Here is an 18876-nt window from a genome sequence, read left to right as displayed (position 1 = left end):
CGGGCGAGGGTCGCGACATCAGCAGGAGCGATTGGAAGGTCGTGAGGACGTGAGAGGTCCGAAGCTCCGCCGCCCCGCGGTGGACATGGAAACCCGACGAAAGGGACAGGCGTGAGCCGGCGTGTGGTCATCACCGGGATCGGCGTGGTGGCCCCCGGCGGGGTCGGCACCAAGGAATTCTGGTCACTGCTGACCAGCGGGCGTACGGCGACCCGCGCCATCAGCCACTTCGACGCCTCCGCGTTCCGGTCCCGGATCGCGGCGGAAGCCGACTTCGACGCGGCGGCCGCGGGACTCACCCCGCAGGAGATCCGCAGGATGGACCGGGCCGCGCAGTTCGCGGTCGTCAGCGCGCGGGAGGCGCTCGCCGACAGCGGCCTCGACCTCTCCGCGATCGACCCGTACCGGACCGGTGTCACCATCGGCAGCGCGGTCGGCGCGACCACGAGCCTCGACACCGAGTACGAGGTCGTCAGCGACGGCGGGGCCAAATGGCTGGTCGACCCGCAGTACGCGGTGCCGCACCTGTTCGACTACCTCGTGCCCAGCTCCTTCGCGGCCGAGGTCGCCTGGAGCGTCGGCGCGCAGGGACCGGCCTCCGTGGTCTCCACCGGCTGCACCTCGGGGCTCGACTCCGTCGGGCACGCCGTGGAACTGATCCGGGAGGGCTCGGCCGACGTGATGGTGGCCGGCGCCACCGATGCCCCGATCTCGCCCATCACGGTCGCCTGTTTCGACGCGATCAAGGCGACCTCGCCGCGCAACGACGACCCGGCCACGGCCTCGCGCCCGTTCGACGCGTCGCGCAACGGGTTCGTCCTCGGCGAGGGTTCGGCCGTCTTCGTCCTGGAGGAGCTGACGGCGGCGCGTGCCCGGGGCGCCCACATCTACGCCGAGATCGCGGGATTCGCGTCCCGCTGCAACGCGTACCACATGACCGGACTGCGCAAGGACGGCGCGGAGATGGCCGAGGCGATCCGGGTGGCCCTGGACGACTCGCGCCTGGACCGTACCGCCGTCGACTACATCAACGCGCACGGCTCCGGCACCAAGCAGAACGACCGGCACGAGACCGCCGCCTTCAAGCGCAGCCTCGGCGACCACGCGTACGCGACGCCGGTCAGCTCCATCAAGTCCATGATCGGCCACTCCCTGGGCGCCATCGGCTCCCTGGAGATCGCCGCCAGCGCGCTCGCCATCGAGCACGGCGTCGTACCGCCCACCGCGAACCTGCACGAGCAGGACCCGGAGTGCGACCTGGACTACACCCCGCGCGAGGCCCGCGAACGCGAGATCGACACGGTCCTCAGCGTCGGCAGCGGGTTCGGCGGGTTCCAGAGCGCGATGGTGCTGACCCGTCCCGAGAGGAGGAACATATGAGCAGCGAGGTCCTGGACCGGGCGGCCGGGCCGGAGCGGGCCGGGCAGCGCACGGCGGGTGCGGTGTTCACCGGCATCGGCGTCACCGCCCCCAACGGCCTGGGCACCGAGGCCTGGTGGGCCGCCACCCTGCGCGGTGAGCACGGCATCCGGCCCGTCGGGCGGTTCGACGCCTCCGGCTACCCGGCCACGCTCGCCGGCGAGGTCCCCGGCTTCGACGCGAGCGAGCACATCCCCAGCCGGCTCCTGCCGCAGACCGACCACCAGACGCGGCTCGCGCTCGTCGCCACGCAGGAGGCGCTCGACGACTCCGGCATCGACACCGAGACGCTGCCCGACTACGCGGCCGGCGTGGTCACCGCGAGCTCGGCCGGCGGCTTCGAGTTCGGCCAGCGCGAGCTGGAGGCCCTGTGGTCCCAGGGTGGGCAGTACGTCAGCGCGTACCAGTCCTTCGCCTGGTTCTACGCCGTCAACTCCGGCCAGATCTCCATCAAGCACAAACTGCGCGGGCCGAGCGGGGTCCTGGTCAGCGAGGGCGCCGGCGGGCTCGACGCCGTGGCCCAGGCGCGGCGCCAGCTGCGCCGCGGCAGCAGCGTCATCGTCACCGGCGGCGTCGACGGCGCGGTCTGCCCCTGGGGCTGGACCGCCCAGCTCGCCGGGAAGCGCCTCAGCACCTCGAGCGACCCCGAGCGGGCCTACGTACCCTTCGACGCGGACGCGCGCGGCCACGTCTCGGGAGAGGGCGGCGCGATCCTGGTCCTGGAGGACGCCGAGTCCGCGCGGGCGCGTGACGCCCGGGTGTACGGGCGGCTCGCGGGCTACGCGGCGACCTTCGACCCGCGGCCCGGAACCGGTGGGGAGCCCGGCCTGCGCCGGGCCGTCGATCTGGCCCTCGCCGACGCCGGACTGTCGCACGAGGCCATTGACGTGGTCTTCGCCGACGCCGCGGGGCTGCCGGACCTCGACCGTGCCGAGGCGGAGGCGATCACGGCCGTGTTCGGGCCGCGCGGTGTACCCGTGACGGCGCCCAAGACGATGACGGGCCGGCTCGCCGCGGGCGGCGCCTCGCTCGACCTGGCGGCGGCGCTGCTCTCGATCAGAGACTCGGTGATCCCGCCGACCGTCCACGTCGGCCGGCTCGCCGAGGGCATCGAGCTCGACCTGGTCACCGGGGCGGCCCGGGAGCGGCGCGAGGTCCGCGCGGTCCTCGTGCTCGCCAGGGGCGCGGGCGGGTTCAACGCCGCGGCGATCGTCACGGCGCCGTAGCCGGACCTGGCCGCGGATCCGTGGAGGGCCGGGTAGAGGAAACGTTTCGGGCGGTGGGCCGTGCCGGGCCACCGCCCCCGTACACCAGCACGACCCGGGCGGCAGAGGGCCGCTCGGGCAGGGAAGAAGCAGGAGACAGGAACACCATGGCTGAAATGACACTGGAAGTGCTGACCGGGCTGCTGCGCGAGTGCGCGGGCGAGGACGAGTCCGTCGACCTGTCGGGAGACGTCCTCGACACCCCGTTCGACGACCTGGGCTACGACTCGCTGGCCGTCCTGCAGACCACGGGCCGCATAGAGCGCGAGTACGGCATCAGCCTGTCCGACGACACGGCCGCCGAGGCGAGCACCCCGCGGCTGCTGCTGGCCTTCGTCAACGAGGCCCTGGCCGGAGTGCAGGCCGCGGCCTGAGGCCGGACGGCGCGGCGCGCCGTCACACCTACGACGCCGGCCGTGACACCCGAGGAGGGGGTCACGGCCGGCGTCCTGCTGTGCTGCGGGGCGGTTCCGGGGCGAGGGGCGCGGGCCGCGCGAGCGCCGGCCGACGGCGGCCGCTACCGGTCCGGACGTACGACTGCCCCCGTCCCGCGGGGGCGGGGGACGGGGGCAGTCGGCTGGGGGAGGTCAGACCAGGTCGTCCCGGGTCACGTAGCGGTACTCGACAAGCCAGTCGCTCCCCTCGCGCACCAGCCGGTCCTCGCACAGCGTGCTCACGCGGATCGCGGACTGGCCGCCCTTCGGGGTCTCGATGACCAGGGCGTAGCAGCGGGCGACGGCCGTCGTGGGCCCGGTCGGGTCGACGGTGAGCATGCCGAGCCAGTGCCGGCGCTTCACGCCCTTCGCCGCGAACTCCTCGGTGGCCTTGGCGGCCGCCGAGGTGATCGAGGCCCGGCCCGTGGCCGGCTCGGGGTGCGCGTTGGCCGCGAAGACCCCGTCCTCGGTGAAGGTCAGTGCCCATTCCTCCACCCGGCCGTCGTCGAGCAGCTGCATCTGCCGCGCGTAGAACTGCTGGACCTCGAGGTGGAGCGCCCCGAGGCCGGCGGCGGTCGCCTCGTCCGTCACGGTCATGGTGGTCCCTTCTGCCCGGTGGTGTGCGGAGCCGGCACCGTTGCCGGACTCGCTTGTCTTCCACGGATCGTGGGCCCCGCGCCTCGCGCTCCTCTCGACTGCCGGTCGATCCCCGTACGCCCCTTCGCGTCCCTCGCCCCGTCGCTTCCCCGCCCGGTTCCGGTCCGTACCCGTCCAGCGCCCCTCGATCGGCGTTCGAGACCGAACGCCGATGCTCCGAAAGGGTTTTCAACGAGAAGCCCCTCGACCAGCACAGCCAAGAGCACATCGAGAGGAGCGCCGGACATGACGGGCAAGGAGCAGAAGGTCGCGCTGATCACCGGGGCGACCAGCGGTATCGGTCTCGCGTCCGCCCGCGCCCTGGGCGGCGCCGGCCTGAGCGTCTTCATCTGCGCGCGCAGCGCCGAGAGCGTGGAGCTCACGGTGAAGCAGCTGCGCGAGGAGGGCTTCGACGCGGACGGCACGACCGCCGACGTCCGCAGCGCCGAGAGCGTCAAGGCCCTCGTGGACGCGGCCGTGGAGCGGTTCGGCCGGGTCGACGTCCTGGTCAACAACGCGGGCCGGTCCGGCGGCGGTGTCACCGCGGACCTCGACGACGAGCTGTGGGACGACGTCCTGGCCACCAACCTCACCTCCGTCTTCCTCCTGACCCGCGCGGTGCTGCGCCAGGGCGGCGTACGCGAGCGCGGCTGGGGCCGCATCATCAACATCGCCTCCACGGCGGGCAAGCAGGGTGTGGTCCTCGGCGCCCCGTACTCGGCGTCCAAGCACGGCGTGGTCGGCTTCACCAAGGCACTGGGCAACGAACTGGCGCCCACCGGCATCACCGTGAACGCGGTCTGCCCCGGCTACGTCGAGACGCCCATGGCCCAGCGCGTCCGCCAGGGCTACGCCGCCGCCTACGACACCTCCGAGGACGCGATCCTCGAGAAGTTCCAGTCCAAGATCCCGCTCGGGCGCTACTCCACGCCCGAGGAGGTCGCGGGCCTGGTCGGCTACCTCGCCACCGACACCGCCGCCTCCATCACCGCGCAGGCCCTCAACGTCTGCGGCGGCCTCGGCAACTTCTGACGCGTCCCGCGTCATCCGTTCGCACCACCACGCCCCGAAACAAGGAGAGTTCACGATGACCGTTCGCGAGGTCGAGCACGAGATCACGGTGCAGGCCCCCGCCACCGAGGTCTACCGGCTGATAGCCGAGGTGACCAACTGGCCGCTGATCTTCCCGCCGAGCGTCTACGTCGACCACGTCGAACGGGGCGAGCGCGAGGAGCGCATCCGCATCTGGGCGACCGCCAACGGCACCGCCAAGAACTGGACGTCGCACCGCACCCTGGACCCCGAGGCGCTGCGCATCACCTTCCGCCAGGAGGTCTCCGCCCCGCCGGTCGCCGCCATGGGGGGTACGTGGATCATCGAGCCCCTCGGTGCGGACAGCGCCAAGGTCCGCCTGCTGCACGACTACCGGGCCGTCGACGACGACCCGGAGTCGCTGAAGTGGATCGACGAGGCCGTCGACCGCAACAGCCGCTCCGAGCTGAACGCCCTCAAGGTCAACGTGGAACGCGCCACGCACGAGGCCGAGCTGACGTTCTCCTTCGAGGACACCGTGCGCATCGCCGGCGAGGCCAAGGACGTCTACGACTTCCTGAACGAGGCCGGCCTGTGGACCGAGCGGCTCCCGCACGTCAAGCGTGTCGAGCTGACCGAGGAGACGCCGGGTCTGCAGACCCTGGAGATGGACACCCTCGCCAAGGACGGATCCGCGCACACCACCAAGTCCATCCGGGTCTGCTTCCCGCACGAGGCCATCGCGTACAAGCAGATCACCCTGCCCGCGCTGCTGCTCCTGCACACCGGCCGGTGGACCCTCGTCGAGGACGGCGACGGCGTGCTGGCCACCTCGCAGCACACCTGCATCCTCAACACCGACAACATCACCAGGATCCTTGGTCCCGACGCGGATGTCGAGAAGGCCCGCGAGTTCGTCACGGGCGCCCTGAGCACCAACTCGCGCGCCACCCTCGGCCACGCCAAGGACTTCGCGGAGGCCCGTCGTGGCTGACGCCACCACCCGCCTCGACGACCTGGTGGCCGAGGCGGCCCGGGCCCACCCGGGCCGCACCGCCATCACGGCGGGGGAGCGCAGCCTGGACTTCGCCACCCTGGAGGCACAGGTCGAGGCGACCGCGGGTGCCCTGCGCGGGCTGCTGCCCGAGCCGGGCGCCGCGGTCGCCGTCTCCTCCGTCCTCGACCCCGACTTCGCCGTCGCCTACTACGCCGCCGTCCGCGCGGGCCTGGTCACCGCCGTCGTCAATCCGCTGCTGCGCGAGGAGGGCCTGCTGCACGTGCTCTCCCTGTGCGAGGCGCGCGTCGCCCTCGTCGACGCCGGGCTGTACGCGCGGCTGCTGCCGCTCCGCGAGAAGCTGCCGCACCTGCGCCACATCGTGCTGATCGGCCCGGCCGCCGCACCGGCACCGGCATCCGTGGCCGCGGACTTGGACCCGGACCCGGACCAGGACGAGGCGCCGGGCGTACGGACCCTGGCCGAGCTGGTCGGAGCGGCGCACGGCGCCGCCGCGGCGGACCCCGCCACCCGTCCGGGCCCCGACGACGTGGCCTGCGTACAGTTCACGAGCGGCACCACCGGACTGCCCAAGGGGGTCCGACTGACCCACCGCAACGTCACCACCAATGCCGAGCAGGTCGCCGAAGCGCACCTGCTGGACAGCGGGTCGGTGGCGGTGAACCACCTGCCGACCTACCACCCGATGCACCTCAACTCCGCGGTGCGCGCGGGCGCCACCCAGGTCCTGTGCCTGGCGCCCGACCCCGTCGACGCCGTCCACGAGGCCAACCGTACGGGCGCGACGCATTTCTACAGCCTTCCCGTGCGCCTGGCCCGGCTGGCCACCGCCCCCGTCCCGGACGGACTGGAGCTGACCAGCGTGCGGTACGTGGCCTCGGGCGGTTCGGCGCTCGCCCCGGCGGCGGCCCGGGCCCTCACCGAGCGGTTCGGCGTACCCGTCTTCCAGGGCTACGGGCTCGCGGAGACCTCCCCGCTGACCCACAGCGACGACCCGCGCCGGCCGGCCCACGGCTCGGTGGGCCGCCCGGTCCGGGACACCGAGTGCCGGATCGTGGACACCGAGTCCTGGTCGGTGCTGCCGCAAGGATCCACCGGCGAGGTGCAGTTGCGGGGACCGCAGGTGATGAAGGGCTACATCGGCCGCCCGGACGGCTCCGAGACCGACGCCAACGGCTGGTTCACCACCGGAGACGTGGGCCGGATCGACGAGAGCGGCCGGCTGTTCGTGGTCGACCGGCTGCGGGACGTCTTCAAGTGCGACAACTTCCTCGTCGCGCCCTCCGAGATCGAGCAGGTCGCCGCCCGCCACCCGCGGGTGCGCGAGGTCGTCGTCGTCGGCCTGCCCGACGAGCGCCACGGCGCGGTCGCCGCGGCCTTCGTGGTCCTCACCGCCGAGGGACGGGCGGACGCCGGCGCGGCGGTCGGCGACATCGTGTCGTACGTGGCCGCGCGCGTCCCCTACTACCAGCACGTCCACCACGTGGAGCTGGTCGATGCCATCGAGCGTTCCGGGAACGGCAAGATCCAGCGCCGGCTGCTCCGGGACGCCCTCGTGGCACGGCTCGAGGCCACCGCGGCGCCCAAGGAGGCGGTAGCACCATGACCACACTGGAAGGGGCCTTCACGGGCAAGGTCGCCGTCGTCACCGGGGCGACCCGCGGCGTCGGCCTCGCGGTGGCCCGTACGCTCTGCGCCGCGGGCGCCCGGGTGATCGTCAACTGGGCGCACAGCGAGGCCGATGCCGACAGCGCGGTCCAGGAGCTGTCCGGGCTGAAGGGCGAGGCCTTCGCGGTACGGGCCGACGTGACCCGGGCCGAGGAGCTGACCGGGCTCCTGGACCGGGTGCGCGACGAGCACGGCGGGATCGACGTGTTCGTGCACAGCGCGGCCTCCTGGCACCCCTCGCCCGCGGTGGGCGCCGACCCGGCCCATGTCCGCGCGGACATCGCCGCGGGCATCGATCCGCTGCTCACGGCGGCGCCCCTGCTCGCCCGGGCGATGGAGGGCCGCGGCGGCCGCATCGTGGCCGTCTCCAGCAGCGGTGCGCGCTCGGTGATCCCGCACTACGTCGGCCAGGGCGTGGCCAAGGCGGCCCTCGAAAGCCTGGTGCGCTACCTGGCCGTGGAGCTCGCGGGCCGCGGCATCACGGTGAACGCCGTCGCCACCGCCAAGATCGACAAGGGCGCGGCCACGCCGAACCCGCAGGCCGCCGCCGTCCTGGCGGCCCGTACCCCGGCCGGCCGTCTCACCACCCCGCAGGACGTCGCGGACGTCGTGGCCCTGCTGTGCACCGACGAGGCCCGCTGGATCCACGGCCAGGTCATCACCGCGGACGGCGGCCTCGGGCTGCTCTGAGCCCCCCGGCACTCCACCCGGGCCGAACGCTCCGGGGAGAGAAGGAGAGAAGGAGAGACAGGACGATGACAGCCGAGGACGAAGTCACCACCGACATCTGCGTCGTGGGCGCGGGCCCGGCGGGCCTGGTGCTCGCGCTGCTGCTCGTACGGTCGGGCGTGCGGGTCGCCGTGGTCGAGAAGCACCGCGCCGGACAACGGGAGTTCCGCGGGGAGATCCTCCAGCCGGGCGCCATGCGCCTCCTCGACGAGCTCGGAGTCCTCGCCGGGGCCCGCGCCCGGGGCTGCCACGAGCACGCCCGGTTCCGTCTCGTGGAGCAGGACCGGGTGCTGCTCGACATCGACTACCGGGCGCTGCCGGCCCCGTACGACCACCTGCTGAGCATTCCGCAGGCCCATGTGCTGGACGAACTGCTGCTGCACCTGGAGAAGTACGAGGACTTCACCTACCTCGACCGGCGCCGGGTCTCCGGGCTGGTGCGCGAGAACGGTGTGGTGCGCGGCGTACGCGCGGACGGCGCGGGCGGGCCGGTCCTGGTCCGGGCCCGGGCCGTGGTCGGCGCGGACGGCCGCTTCTCCAAGACGCGCCAGCTCGCGGGCATCGACGCGGGCCGCACCGAGGCGTTCGACCTGGACGTCCTGTGGTTCAAGCTCCGCTCCGACGAGGCGCCGGCCCCCGGCGGGCTGCGGGACGTACGGGTGTTCCGCTCCGGATCCAGCCCCGTCCTCGCCTACGACTCCTTCCCCGACCGGATCCAGGTCGGCTGGACCCTGCCCCACAAGGGCTACCAGCAGGTGGTCACCCAGGGGTTCGAGCACGTGCGCTCCGAACTCGCCCGCGCGGTGCCCCCGTACGCCGACCTGATCCACGAGCAGATCAAGTCGTTCAAGGACGTGAGCCTGCTCGACGTGTTCTCCGGCCGCGCCGAACGCTGGGCCGCCGACGGACTGCTGCTGATCGGCGACGCGGCCCACACCCACAGCCCGATCGGCGCGCAGGGCATCAACCTCGCGGTGCAGGACGCGGTCCTCGCCCATCCGGTCCTGGTCGGCGCGGTGCGCGGACAGGACGCGAGCGCGGGCGTCCTGGGCGAGTTCGAGCGGCGGCGGGCCCCCGACATCGCCCGGATGGCGCGGCTGCAGACCGTCCAGAGCCGGGCGATGCTCTCGACGGGGACCTTCGCCACCCGGGTGCGGCCCAGGCTCGCGGGCGTGGTGCGTCACACCCCGCTCTACCGCAAGATCCTCGACACGATCGCGTACGGCAACAAGTCCATCCGGATCGACGGGGACCTGCTCGTCGACTGACGGCGCACCGTGCGCGCCGGCGTGCCTGAAGGCCCGAACTCCCTCTTCCATAGGGGGGGGTTCGGGCCTTCCGCGCGTGCGCCGGGACCGCTTGCGGGCCGCCAGCCCCGGCCGTCGGGGGTCCAGGAGCGGGCCGGACGGCGAGCTGGGCGCGGCGCCCGGTGGTGTTGAGGGAGGCCTCGCGCGGTCCCCCGTCCACCGCGGACGTGCCGCGGTTCCCGCTCCGCTCCCGCAGGACGAGGCCCGTGACGTGGCCCGTCACCGTGCCGGGGCCGGGGCCGGTGCCGTACGCGGCCGCACCGGCCAGCGGCCGCACCGGCCAGCGGCCGCTCGCGGTCCCGGTGCCCGAGCAGGGCCCCGCGCAGGCCCACGGCCAGCATCCGTGCCTCCTCGCGCCTCGTCGCGCAGGCTGGCGCTGGGCACGGCGGGTCGTTCGGGGAGCGTCGGACAGGGCCTGCGTGTTCGCTACGTGTCGGCACGACCGGGTCCGCAGGTCGTCGCTGGCGCGCCGCACATGGCGAGGGCCCCGCCCCCTTCCGGGGCCGGGGCCATCGCCGTGTCGCGGAGGGTCAGGCGCGGTCGCCCGCACCCACCGGCTCGCGCTGGTCCGCCGCGGCGGACACCGGCTCCTCGGCCGGTTCCACCGCCACGTGCGGCAGCGCCCGGTCGAGCCATGCGGGCAGCCACCAGTTGGCCCGGCCCAGTACGTGCATCAGCGCGGGCACCAGGACCGTCCGCAGGACGAAGGCGTCCATCGCGACGGCGCCCGCGAGCCCGATCCCGAACATCGCCATCTGCCGCTCGCCGTTGAGGACGAACGCGCTGAAGACGCAGATCATGATGACGGCCGCGGAGTTGATGACCCGGCTGGTCTCGGCCAGGCCGACCCGCACCGCGCGGGCGTTGTCACCGGAGTGCACCCACTCCTCGTGCATGCGGCTGACGAGGAACACCTGGTAGTCCATCGACAGTCCGAAGAGCAGCGACAGCATGATCATGGGCAGGAAGGACTCGATGGGCCCGGCCCGGCCCGCGGCGACCGCCTCACCGCCCCAGCCCCACTGGAACAGCGCCACCAGCAGGCCGAACGAGGCGGCCGCGGCGATGAGGTTCATCAGCGCCGCGGTCAGCGGGACGACGAGGGACCGGAAGGCGAGCAGCAGCAGGACGAAGCCGAGCGCCACGATCACGCCGATGAACAGCGGCAGCCGGTGCTCGAGGACGGTCGCGAAGTCCTTGAACAGGGCGGTCTGTCCGCCGACGTGCGCGCGCAGCGTCGTACCGCGCTCGACGGGAGGGATCACGTCGGAGCGCAGCCGGTCGATGAGCTCGTCGGTCTCCTCGGCCTGCGGCGAGGTGGTCGGTACCACGCGCACCAGGGCGACCGTGGCGTCCGGCGCCGCGGGCACGGCCACGACCTCGGCGATCCCGGGGACCTCCTTCAACTTGAGCACCAGGGTGCTCAGGGCCGCGTGGTCCGCGGCGGCCGGGGTCTCGGCGACGATGGTCAGCGGGCCGTTGAAGCCGGGGCCGAACCCGTCGGCGAGCAGGTCGTAGGCCTTGCGCGTGGTCGTCGTGTCAGGGTTGTTGCCCTGGTCGGAGGAGCCGAGGCGCAGCGAGAGGGTGGGCAGCGAGATCGCCGCCATCACCAGGAGGGCGAGCACCGCCAGCGGCCACGGGCGCTTCTGCACCAGGGCGGACCAGCGTGCGGCGGCACCGCTCGTACCGGCCGCCACCGGTCCGTCGGCGGCGAGTCGGCGGCGCTGGCGGCGGCTGAGGACGCGCATGCGCAGGATCCCGAGGAGCGCGGGGAGCAGGGTGATCGAGGCGGCCACGGTGAGGACCACGGTGAGCGCGGAGCCGATGGCCACGCCGTTGAGGAACTTGAGCCGCATCGTGAACATGCCGAGCAGCGCCACGCACACGGTGCCGCCCGCGAACACCACGGCCCGGCCGGAGGTGTTGACCGCGCGGACGGCGGCTTCCTCCGGATCGAGTCCCTGGAGCAGGCCCTTGCGGTGACGGGTGACCACGAAGAGCGCGTAGTCGATGCCCACGCCCAGGCCGACGAGGGTGGCGAGGATCGAGGAGAGGTCGGCCATGGTGATGGCGTGGCTCAGCAGTCCGATGACCGAGATGGCGGTGCCGACGCCGAAGATCGCCGTGACCAGGGGCAGGAGCATCCCGAACAGCGAGCCGAAGGCGAGGAACAGCACGACGGCGGCGGCGACCACGCCGACGAGTTCGGCGGTGTGCCCGCCCTCCTCCTCCGCGAGGTTGATGGCGTCACCGCCGGCCTCGACCTGGAGCCCGGTGCCCTGTCCCGCGGCCTTGGCGGTGGCGACGAACTCCTTCATCTGTTCGGCGGTGAGCTTCTCCCCGCTCTTGGAGAAGGTGACGGGCGCGTACGCGGTCCGGCCGTCGGCGCTGATCTGCGTGGCACCGCCCTCGGCGAAGGGGCTGGCGACGTTCGCCACGTCGGGCAGCTTGCCCAGGTCGGCGAGCATCCGCTCGACGCGCTCCTTGGGGGCGGCGTCCCGTACGGAGCCCTCGCGGATGTGCCAGACGATGGTGTCGGTCTCACCGTTCTGGTTCGGGAACGCCTTGTCGAGCAGTTTCAGGGCGCGCGCGGAGTCGCTGTCGGGGAGGTTGAAGTCGTTGGCGAACCTGTTGCCCAGCGCGGAGGAGGCGCTGGTGGCGGAGACGAGGAGGACTAACCACAACAGGACGACCGACCAGCGGTGTCGGAAGCACCAGCGTGCGAGTGCGGACATGGCCAAAGGCCCTTTCGGTCAACGGACACGGCAGTGGATCCAGGTTCGCGGTACGCGGTGGAGGGCCCCCCGTGCCCGGCTCGCGTCCCGGTCGGGTCCGGCCTGAGCCGGCCGGAGTCCGGTCGCACGCCCGGAATTCGAGGTTTCCTCAAGGGGCCGGGGACAGTCTGCGCGGCCACTGATCCGTTGGTGACGTCACCGACCCGCCATCGAGAAGGGACCTTGCGGATGAGCATCATCGAAGACACTCCGCTGACGGCCGCCGCCTGGCCGCAGGACGAACAGATACCGGACGGGCCGCCGCAGATGACGCGGCGGCTCGGCGAACTGATGGACCTGCGTGCCCGGATCCACGCGGGGCCGAGCGCGAAGGCCACCGAGGCGCAGCACGCCAAGGGCAAGCTCACCGCTCGCGAGCGTCTGGAACTCCTCTTCGACGAGGGCGAGTTCACCGAGGTCGAGCCGTTCAGGCGGCACCGCGCGACCGGCTTCGGCCTGGAGGACAAGCGTCACTACACCGACGGAGTCATCGTCGGCTGGGGGCAGGTGCACGGCCGTACCGTCTTCGCCTACGCCCACGACTTCCGGGTGTTCGGCGGCGCGCTCGGCGAGGCGCACGCCCAGAAGATCCACAAGATCATGGACCTGGCGGCCTCCGCGGGGGCCCCGATCGTGGGTCTGTGCGACGGCGCGGGTGCCCGTATCCAGGAGGGCGTCACCGCCCTCGCCGGCTACGGCGGCATCTTCCAGCGCAACGTACGCAACTCCGGGGTGATCCCGCAGATCAGCGTCATCATGGGCCCCTGCGCCGGTGGCGCGGCGTACTCGCCCGCGCTGACCGACTTCGTGTTCATGGTCCGCGGTACCTCACAGATGTTCATCACCGGTCCGGACGTCATCCAGGCCGTCACCGGCGAGGTCATCTCCCAGGACGCCCTGGGCGGGGCCGACGCCCACGCCGCCACCTCCGGCGTCGCGCACTTCGCGTACGACGACGAGGAGACCTGCCTGGAGGAAGTCCGCTTCCTGCTCTCGCTGCTGCCCTCCAACAACCGTGAACTGCCGCCCGCCTCCGCCTCGTCCGACCCGGCGGACCGTCGTACCGACGCACTGCTCGATCTGGTCCCGGCCGACCCCAACCGGGCGTACGACATGCGGGCGGTCATCGCGGAGATAGTCGACGACGGCGAGTCCTTCGAGGTCCACCAGGAGTGGGCGCACAGCGTCATCTGCGCGCTGGCCCGTCTCGACGGCCAGGTCGTCGGCATCGTCGCCAACCAGCCGGCCGCCTTCGCCGGGGTCCTCGACATCAAGAGCAGCGAGAAGGCCGCCCGGTTCGTGCAGCTCTGCGACGCCTTCAACATCCCGCTGGTCACCCTCGTGGACGTGCCCGGCTTCCTGCCCGGCGTGGACCAGGAGCACGGCGGGATCATCCGGCACGGCGCCAAACTGCTGTACGCGTACTGCAACGCCACCGTCCCGCGCATCCAGCTGATCCTGCGCAAGGCCTACGGCGGCGCGTACATCGTCATGGACTCCCGTTCCATCGGCGCCGACATCTCCCTGGCCTGGCCGGCCAACGAGATCGCCGTCATGGGCGCCGAGGCCGCGGCCAACGTGGTCTTCCGGCGGGAGATCGCCCAGGCCGAGGACCCCGAGGCCACCCGCCAGCAGCTCGTCAAGGAGTACAAGACCGAACTGATGCACCCGTATTACGCCGCCGAGCGCGGCCTCGTCGACGATGTCATCGACCCGGGCGAGACCCGTGCGCGGCTCGTCGACGCCCTCGCGGTGCTGCGGCGCAAGGACACGCAGCTGCCGCGCCGCAAGCACGGGAACCAGCCCCAGTGAGCGCGGTGGACGCCGACCCCTTCCTGCGGGTCCTGAGCGGGACCCCGACCCCGGCGGAACTGGCGGCGGTCGTCACGGCGCTCCTCGCCCTCGCCGGCGCCCCTGGCGCCGCACGCCCGCCGGGCCGCGAACCGGCCGCCGCTCCCGTCTGGGCGCTACCCGAGGGCGCGTCCCGCCCGGAGGTCTCCTGGACGACGTGACGGGGCCGCAGGGGCTGGCGCCCGGGCGCGGTGCCGAAAGGGACGGCGCCCGGCTCCCTGCCCCGCCCTGCCGCTTACCCCGGCACTACGGCGGGCTGGCTAAGGTGCCCTGACCCGCACGAAAGCCCTCCCCGGGGGGAGGGCTTGGAGTGGAACGTGAGGAGTGCCCCCGGCAGGACTCGAACCTGCGGCCAAGTGCTTAGAAGGCACCTGCTCTATCCACTGAGCTACGGGGGCCGGAAGGTGGCCGTGGTGGCCTGGAGCCCCGGGGTGGGGGTGGGACTGTGGTCCGTGCCGGGTCAAGGATAGGGCTCCGGTTGCCTTGTCCCGGTTGCTTCACCCGCGTGCCACGATGTGGAGGTTCGGTGAAGCGGTCCCGATAATCGCAGGCAGGTGCGATTCGCGCACCGCTTTTGCGTCGTGGCGCCCTGGGTGTTGTGCACTCGTTATGCCTGCGCCCCACTCGTCCGCTCTGTCCAGGATGCGCCGCCGGAGTCGCGATCGGCGCGCAGGGGGCGTATAAGCTTCAAAAATGCTCCTAAATTGGGCATTCTTCGCATGTGGTGACCTTGGATGTTCGGCCTCAGCTGCTCGATGCCCTGTCCGCCCTGCGCGACCGGGTGGCGTCCGTGCGTCTGCCGCTGCCCCTGCCCGGCGCCCCGCGCGCCCGCCAGACCAGAGCTGAGCTGCTCGCGCAGCTCGACGACTATCTCGTACCCCGGCTGAAGGCGCCGGAGGCTCCGCTGCTCGCCGTTGTCGGCGGGTCCACCGGAGCCGGTAAGTCCACCCTCGTCAACTCCCTCGTGGGGCGCCAAGTGAGTGAAGCAGGCGTTCTGCGGCCCACGACGCGCACCCCCGTCCTCGTCTGCCATCCGGATGATCATCACTGGTTCGCCGGGGTGCGGGTGCTGCCCGACCTGCTGCGGGTCTGGGCCCCCCAGGACGACGAGGACCCCGTCCCGCCCGCCCGCAGGACCGCCCACCGGCACGGCGACGACCACGGGCACGCCACCCGCGAACTGCGGATCGAGACCGTGTCCACCCTGCCCCGGGGCCTCGCCATCCTGGACGCCCCCGACATCGACTCCCTCGTGGTCGACAACCGGACGCTCGCCGCGGAACTCATCTGCGCCGCCGACGTCTGGGTCATGGTCACCACCGCCTCGCGGTACGCCGACGCCGTCCCCTGGCACCTCCTGCGCACCGCCAAGCAGTACAGGGCCACCCTCGTCACCGTCCTCGACCGGGTCCCGCACCAGGTGCTCGCCGAGGTCTCCCGGCAGTACGGAGCCTTGCTCACCCGGGCCGGGCTGGGCGAGGTACCCCGCTTCACGGTCCCCGAACTGCCCGAATCGGCGGGCGGTGGCGGGCTGCTTCCCGCCAGCGCGGTGGCGCCGCTGTTCGCCTGGCTGGCCCACCACGCCCAGGACCCGGCGGCCCGGCAGTACGCCGTCGGGCGCACCGCGCTGGGCGCGCTCGACTCCCTCGGGCGCCGGATGCCCGAGCTCGCCTCGGCCGTCGCCGCGCAGCACGCCGCCGCCGTACGGCTGACCTTCGCCGTCGAGGACGCGTACAAGCGGGAGGGCAAGAGGGTCCGTACTCGCCTCGACCGGGGCGCCGTACTCGCCGGGGACGCGCTGACCCGCTGGCGCGGCTACCCGCTCGACACCAGCGCCGACGAACTGCTCGACTCCCTCGCGGAATCCCTCGCCGCCCTGCTCCAGTGCGCCGTCGCCGCCGCCGACGAACGGATCGCGGACGCCTGGCGGCGCGAGCCCGCCGCGGGAGCCGTCGACCTGCCCGCCCCCGACCGTGAAGCGGCGGAACGTATCGGCATGGCCGTACGGCGCTGGCGGCGCGTACTGGAGGAACTCGCCGAGGAAGAGGTCGCCCGCCTCGACAAGCAGCCCGCACCGGACCCCGACGGGGTCGCCGCCCTACTGGTCGCGGCCCTCCTGGGCGGCAAGCGGGCCCGTCCGGCGGGGGAGAAGCTCGCCGAGCGGATCGGAGTCCAGGCCGCCGTACGGCTGCGCGACCGGGGCGGCGAACTCGTCGCCGAACACCTCGACGAGGTGCTCCGCGCCGAACGCGACCGCCGCCTCGCCCCGATCGAAGCGCTCGAAGTGAGCCCCGAACCCCAGGCCGAGCTGATCGCCGCCCTGTCCGTACTGCAGAAGGAGAGGTGACGCGGTGACCGCCCTGACCGACCGGACCGACGATCGCTGGGACGACGGACTCATCGCGCGCTCGCGCCCCCGGGTCGCCGACGACGACTGGCCCGCGACCGGCGAGGAGGAGAGTGAAGAAGCACTCGTACGGGCGGTCTCCGGCGCCGGAAGCGACGGCGGCAAGGCCCCCGCGCCCCCGCTCAGCCCCGAGGCGCAGGCACTGCGCGTCCGCCTCGACGCGCTGCGCCAGCTCATCGGGCTCTCCCGCACCCGGATCCTCGACGGCAAGACCCTCGCCGAAGCCGGCCGGGTCCTGGACGAGGCGGCGGCCCGCCGCGGACTCTCGGCACAGCACACGGTCGTCGCCATCGCCGGAGCCACCGGAAGCGGCAAGTCCACGCTCTTCAATTCACTCGCCGGAGTGCAGATCTCCGAAACCGGGCTCCGCAGGCCGACCACCGCCGCACCCATCGCCTGCAGCTGGTCCGACGGCGCCGCGGGACTGCTCGACCGGCTGGAGATCCCCGGACGGCTGCGCCGCCGGCCCCGCGAGACCTCCGAGGCCGAGGCGCTGCGCGGAATGGTCCTCGTGGACCTCCCCGACCTGGACTCGGCGGTCGGCGCGCACCGCGAACACGTGGACCGGGTACTGGCCCTCGTCGACGCCGTGGTGTGGGTGGTCGACCCGGAGAAGTACGCGGACGCCGTCCTGCACGAGCGCTACCTGCGCCCGCTGGCCGGGCACGCCGAGGTGACCTTCGTCGTGCTGAACCAGGTGGACCGGCTGACCGCGGAAGCCGCCGACCTCGTCCTGGACGACCTGCGCCGACTGCTCGACGACGACGGGATCGCCCTCGGAGAGCACGACGAACCCGGAGCCACCGTCCTCGGGATTTCCGCCCTTACGGGTGAAGGCGTCGGGGAACTGCGCGAGATGCTCGGACAGTTCACGCAGGAGAAGGGCGCCGCCACCCGCCGCATCTCGGCCGATGTGGACCGGGCCGCCGCCCGGCTGCGCCCGCTCTACGTCGCCGACGGCCACGCCGGGCCGGAGATCGGCGAGACGGCGCGCGCCGAGTTCGAGGACCGGCTCGCCGAGGCGGTCGGCGCGTACGCGGCCGGGCTCGCCGCCGAGCGCGCCTGGCGCCGCAATGCCGGCAAGGCCTGCGGAACCCCGTGGCTGCGCCTGTGGCGGTGGTACGAGAGCCGGCGCGCCCCACGCTCACTGGCCGGGCTCGCCGCCCTGGCGGCCATCGGGCGCTCCCAGACGGCCGCAGAGTTGCCGATCGAGGAGGAGGTGACGGCCCGCCAGCGCGTGGAACAGGCCGTACGGACCGTCGCCGACGAGGCGGTCCGCGGTCTGCCCGACCCGTGGGCGCAGGCCGTACGGGAGACGGCGGTCCGCGGCGCCGAACGGCTCCCGGAGGCGCTGGACGAGATCGCGGTGACCCTCGGCGCGGCGATCGCGGTGCCCAGCGCCAGGCCGCCGAGGCCCTCGTGGTGGCCGGCGGCGGTGCTGGTGCAGGCGGCCATGACCCTGCTCCAGATCTACGGCGGACTGTGGCTGGTCGGGCAGATCGCCGGGGTCCTGGAGCCGAGCCTGATGCCGCCGGTGCTGCTGATGCTGGCGGGCATCGTCGGCGGGCCGCTGGTGGAGTGGGCCTGCTCGATCGGGGCCCGGGGCCCGGCGAGGCGGTACGGGCAGGACGCGGAGCGCCGGCTGCGGCAGGCCGCGGCAGGCTGCGGGCGGGCCCGGGTGCTGGAGCCGGTGGCGGCGGAACTGCTGCGCTACCGGGAGGTGCGCGAGCAGTACGCGACGGTGGCGAAGTTGTCCACAAGTCGTCACTGATCCACAGGCTCCAGCGGGTTCCGGCGGACCGGGCCAGCATGGCCGTACCCCGTCCGGATGGTCCGGGCGGGTACGGAACGCGGGTCGGGCCGCGCGTCGTCCGGCGCGCGGCAGGGCCCCGGGAGGACGACCGGGATGAACGACACCCAGGTGACGCTGGTGGGTTACGTGGCCACCCAGATCGACTACAAGGACACGCCGACCGGCCCTGCGGCCCGCTTCCGCTTCGCGGTCACCCCCAGGTACTACGACCGGAAGAAGGAGGCCTGGGCGGACGCGCCCACCAGCTTCTACACGGTGTGGGCCCGGCGCGGACTCGCCGTGAACCTCGCCGGCTCCGTTTCCGTCGGCGAACCACTGGTGGTCCACGGGCGGCTGAGGGTGCGCGAGGATCCGCCCGACGGGGAGGGGAACCGCTGGTTCTCGGCGGACATCGAGGCGACCGCCATCGGTCACGACCTGAACCGTGGTACGGCGGCCTTCAGGCGGGTCGTCAGGACGGATGTCCCGCTGATGGGCACTCAGAAGGCAGCGGTGGTCTGAGTGTTCGAGGAAGCTAGGATTCCAC

15 protein-coding genes and 1 tRNA gene are annotated in these 18876 nt (G+C 72.9%); 13 read left to right on the top strand and 3 right to left on the bottom strand.

Annotated features, from left to right (window positions below; all coding sequences use genetic code 11):
• Positions 1 to 111 precede the first annotated feature (111 nt).
• The 3 genes from OG389_RS13480 (at position 112) to OG389_RS13470 (ending at position 3058) form a co-directional block, all read left to right on the top strand.
• The gene (locus OG389_RS13480) at positions 112 to 1380 is read left to right on the top strand and encodes a beta-ketoacyl-[acyl-carrier-protein] synthase family protein (protein ID WP_328298718.1); all 1269 of its coding nucleotides are present in this window, start codon (positions 112 to 114) and stop codon (positions 1378 to 1380) included.
• Positions 1377 to 2645 carry a ketosynthase chain-length factor gene (locus OG389_RS13475; RefSeq protein ID WP_328298717.1) on the top strand — a complete coding sequence of 423 codons (1269 nt, stop codon included), beginning with the start codon at positions 1377 to 1379 and terminating at the stop codon, positions 2643 to 2645. Before OG389_RS13480 ends, OG389_RS13475 begins: the two co-directional genes overlap by 4 nt.
• A gap of 146 nt (positions 2646 to 2791) precedes the next feature.
• The gene (locus OG389_RS13470; protein WP_328298716.1) at positions 2792 to 3058 is read left to right on the top strand and encodes an acyl carrier protein; all 267 of its coding nucleotides are present in this window, start codon (positions 2792 to 2794) and stop codon (positions 3056 to 3058) included.
• Between the two features lie 213 nt (positions 3059 to 3271).
• Here the strand turns inward: OG389_RS13470 and OG389_RS13465 are convergent, their stop codons facing one another.
• Complete coding sequence (locus OG389_RS13465; protein ID WP_328298715.1) at positions 3272 to 3715, bottom strand: nuclear transport factor 2 family protein; 444 nt, start codon at positions 3713 to 3715, stop codon at positions 3272 to 3274.
• Between the two features lie 285 nt (positions 3716 to 4000).
• Between OG389_RS13465 and OG389_RS13460 the strand changes: the two genes are divergently transcribed.
• The 5 genes from OG389_RS13460 (at position 4001) to OG389_RS13440 (ending at position 9466) form a co-directional block, all read left to right on the top strand.
• Positions 4001 to 4786, top strand: coding sequence for an SDR family NAD(P)-dependent oxidoreductase (locus tag OG389_RS13460; protein ID WP_328298714.1), 786 nt, complete (start codon positions 4001 to 4003; stop codon positions 4784 to 4786).
• 55 nt (positions 4787 to 4841) lie between these two features.
• Complete coding sequence (locus OG389_RS13455) at positions 4842 to 5780, top strand: aromatase/cyclase (RefSeq protein WP_328298713.1); 939 nt, start codon at positions 4842 to 4844, stop codon at positions 5778 to 5780.
• Complete coding sequence (locus tag OG389_RS13450; protein WP_328298712.1) at positions 5773 to 7407, top strand: class I adenylate-forming enzyme family protein; 1635 nt, start codon at positions 5773 to 5775, stop codon at positions 7405 to 7407. The genes OG389_RS13455 and OG389_RS13450 overlap by 8 nt, the downstream gene beginning before the upstream one ends.
• A complete protein-coding gene (locus tag OG389_RS13445; protein ID WP_328298711.1) occupies positions 7404 to 8159 on the top strand; it encodes an SDR family oxidoreductase in 756 nt (251 codons plus the stop codon). The genes OG389_RS13450 and OG389_RS13445 overlap by 4 nt, the downstream gene beginning before the upstream one ends.
• A 65-nt stretch (positions 8160 to 8224) precedes the next feature.
• Positions 8225 to 9466 carry an FAD-dependent monooxygenase gene (locus OG389_RS13440; RefSeq protein ID WP_328298710.1) on the top strand — a complete coding sequence of 414 codons (1242 nt, stop codon included), beginning with the start codon at positions 8225 to 8227 and terminating at the stop codon, positions 9464 to 9466.
• A 569-nt stretch (positions 9467 to 10035) separates the two neighbouring features.
• On the opposite strand, the gene OG389_RS13435 is transcribed toward OG389_RS13440, so the two are convergent.
• Positions 10036 to 12240, bottom strand: coding sequence for an MMPL family transporter (locus OG389_RS13435; protein ID WP_328298709.1), 2205 nt, complete (start codon positions 12238 to 12240; stop codon positions 10036 to 10038).
• 228 nt (positions 12241 to 12468) lie between these two features.
• Between OG389_RS13435 and OG389_RS13430 the strand changes: the two genes are divergently transcribed.
• Positions 12469 to 14091, top strand: coding sequence for an acyl-CoA carboxylase subunit beta (locus tag OG389_RS13430; RefSeq protein WP_443059263.1), 1623 nt, complete (start codon positions 12469 to 12471; stop codon positions 14089 to 14091).
• Complete coding sequence (locus OG389_RS13425) at positions 14088 to 14291, top strand: acyl-CoA carboxylase epsilon subunit (RefSeq protein ID WP_328298708.1); 204 nt, start codon at positions 14088 to 14090, stop codon at positions 14289 to 14291. The genes OG389_RS13430 and OG389_RS13425 overlap by 4 nt, the downstream gene beginning before the upstream one ends.
• A 164-nt stretch (positions 14292 to 14455) precedes the next feature.
• On the opposite strand, the gene OG389_RS13420 is transcribed toward OG389_RS13425, so the two are convergent.
• Positions 14456 to 14528, bottom strand: a tRNA-Arg gene (locus tag OG389_RS13420).
• Positions 14529 to 14860: 332 nt separating this feature from the next.
• On the opposite strand from OG389_RS13420, the gene OG389_RS13415 reads away from it, so the two are divergent.
• From OG389_RS13415 to OG389_RS13405, 3 genes are all read left to right on the top strand, one after another.
• On the top strand, positions 14861 to 16477 hold the full coding sequence (locus OG389_RS13415) for a dynamin family protein (protein ID WP_328298707.1): 1617 nt from the start codon (positions 14861 to 14863) through the stop codon (positions 16475 to 16477).
• Positions 16478 to 16481: 4 nt separating this feature from the next.
• Positions 16482 to 18308 carry a GTPase gene (locus OG389_RS13410; protein WP_328298706.1) on the top strand — a complete coding sequence of 609 codons (1827 nt, stop codon included), beginning with the start codon at positions 16482 to 16484 and terminating at the stop codon, positions 18306 to 18308.
• Between the two features lie 135 nt (positions 18309 to 18443).
• A complete protein-coding gene (locus OG389_RS13405; protein ID WP_328298705.1) occupies positions 18444 to 18851 on the top strand; it encodes a single-stranded DNA-binding protein in 408 nt (135 codons plus the stop codon).
• Positions 18852 to 18876: the final 25 nt, after the last annotated feature.

This window comes from Streptomyces sp. NBC_00435, assembly GCF_036014235.1.
Classification (GTDB): Bacteria; Actinomycetota; Actinomycetes; order Streptomycetales; family Streptomycetaceae; genus Streptomyces.
Note: the sequence above shows the minus strand (reverse complement) of the source record. Positions and strands in the feature narration are given on the sequence as shown.

Bases quoted from the DNA above. Each gene is read 5' to 3' on its own strand.
- OG389_RS13475 (WP_328298717.1), top strand. From the start codon at position 1,377: ATGAGCAGCGAGGTCCTGGACCGGGCGGCCGGGCCGGAGCGGGCCGGG.
- OG389_RS13405 (WP_328298705.1), top strand. From the start codon at position 18,444: ATGAACGACACCCAGGTGACGCTGGTGGGTTACGTGGCCACCCAGATC.
- OG389_RS13445 (WP_328298711.1), top strand. From the start codon at position 7,404: ATGACCACACTGGAAGGGGCCTTCACGGGCAAGGTCGCCGTCGTCACC.
- OG389_RS13435 (WP_328298709.1), bottom strand. From the start codon at position 12,240: ATGTCCGCACTCGCACGCTGGTGCTTCCGACACCGCTGGTCGGTCGTC.
- OG389_RS13440 (WP_328298710.1), top strand. From the start codon at position 8,225: ATGACAGCCGAGGACGAAGTCACCACCGACATCTGCGTCGTGGGCGCG.
- OG389_RS13460 (WP_328298714.1), top strand. From the start codon at position 4,001: ATGACGGGCAAGGAGCAGAAGGTCGCGCTGATCACCGGGGCGACCAGC.
- OG389_RS13470 (WP_328298716.1), top strand. From the start codon at position 2,792: ATGGCTGAAATGACACTGGAAGTGCTGACCGGGCTGCTGCGCGAGTGC.
- OG389_RS13430 (WP_443059263.1), top strand. From the start codon at position 12,469: ATGAGCATCATCGAAGACACTCCGCTGACGGCCGCCGCCTGGCCGCAG.
- OG389_RS13455 (WP_328298713.1), top strand. From the start codon at position 4,842: ATGACCGTTCGCGAGGTCGAGCACGAGATCACGGTGCAGGCCCCCGCC.
- OG389_RS13465 (WP_328298715.1), bottom strand. From the start codon at position 3,715: ATGACCGTGACGGACGAGGCGACCGCCGCCGGCCTCGGGGCGCTCCAC.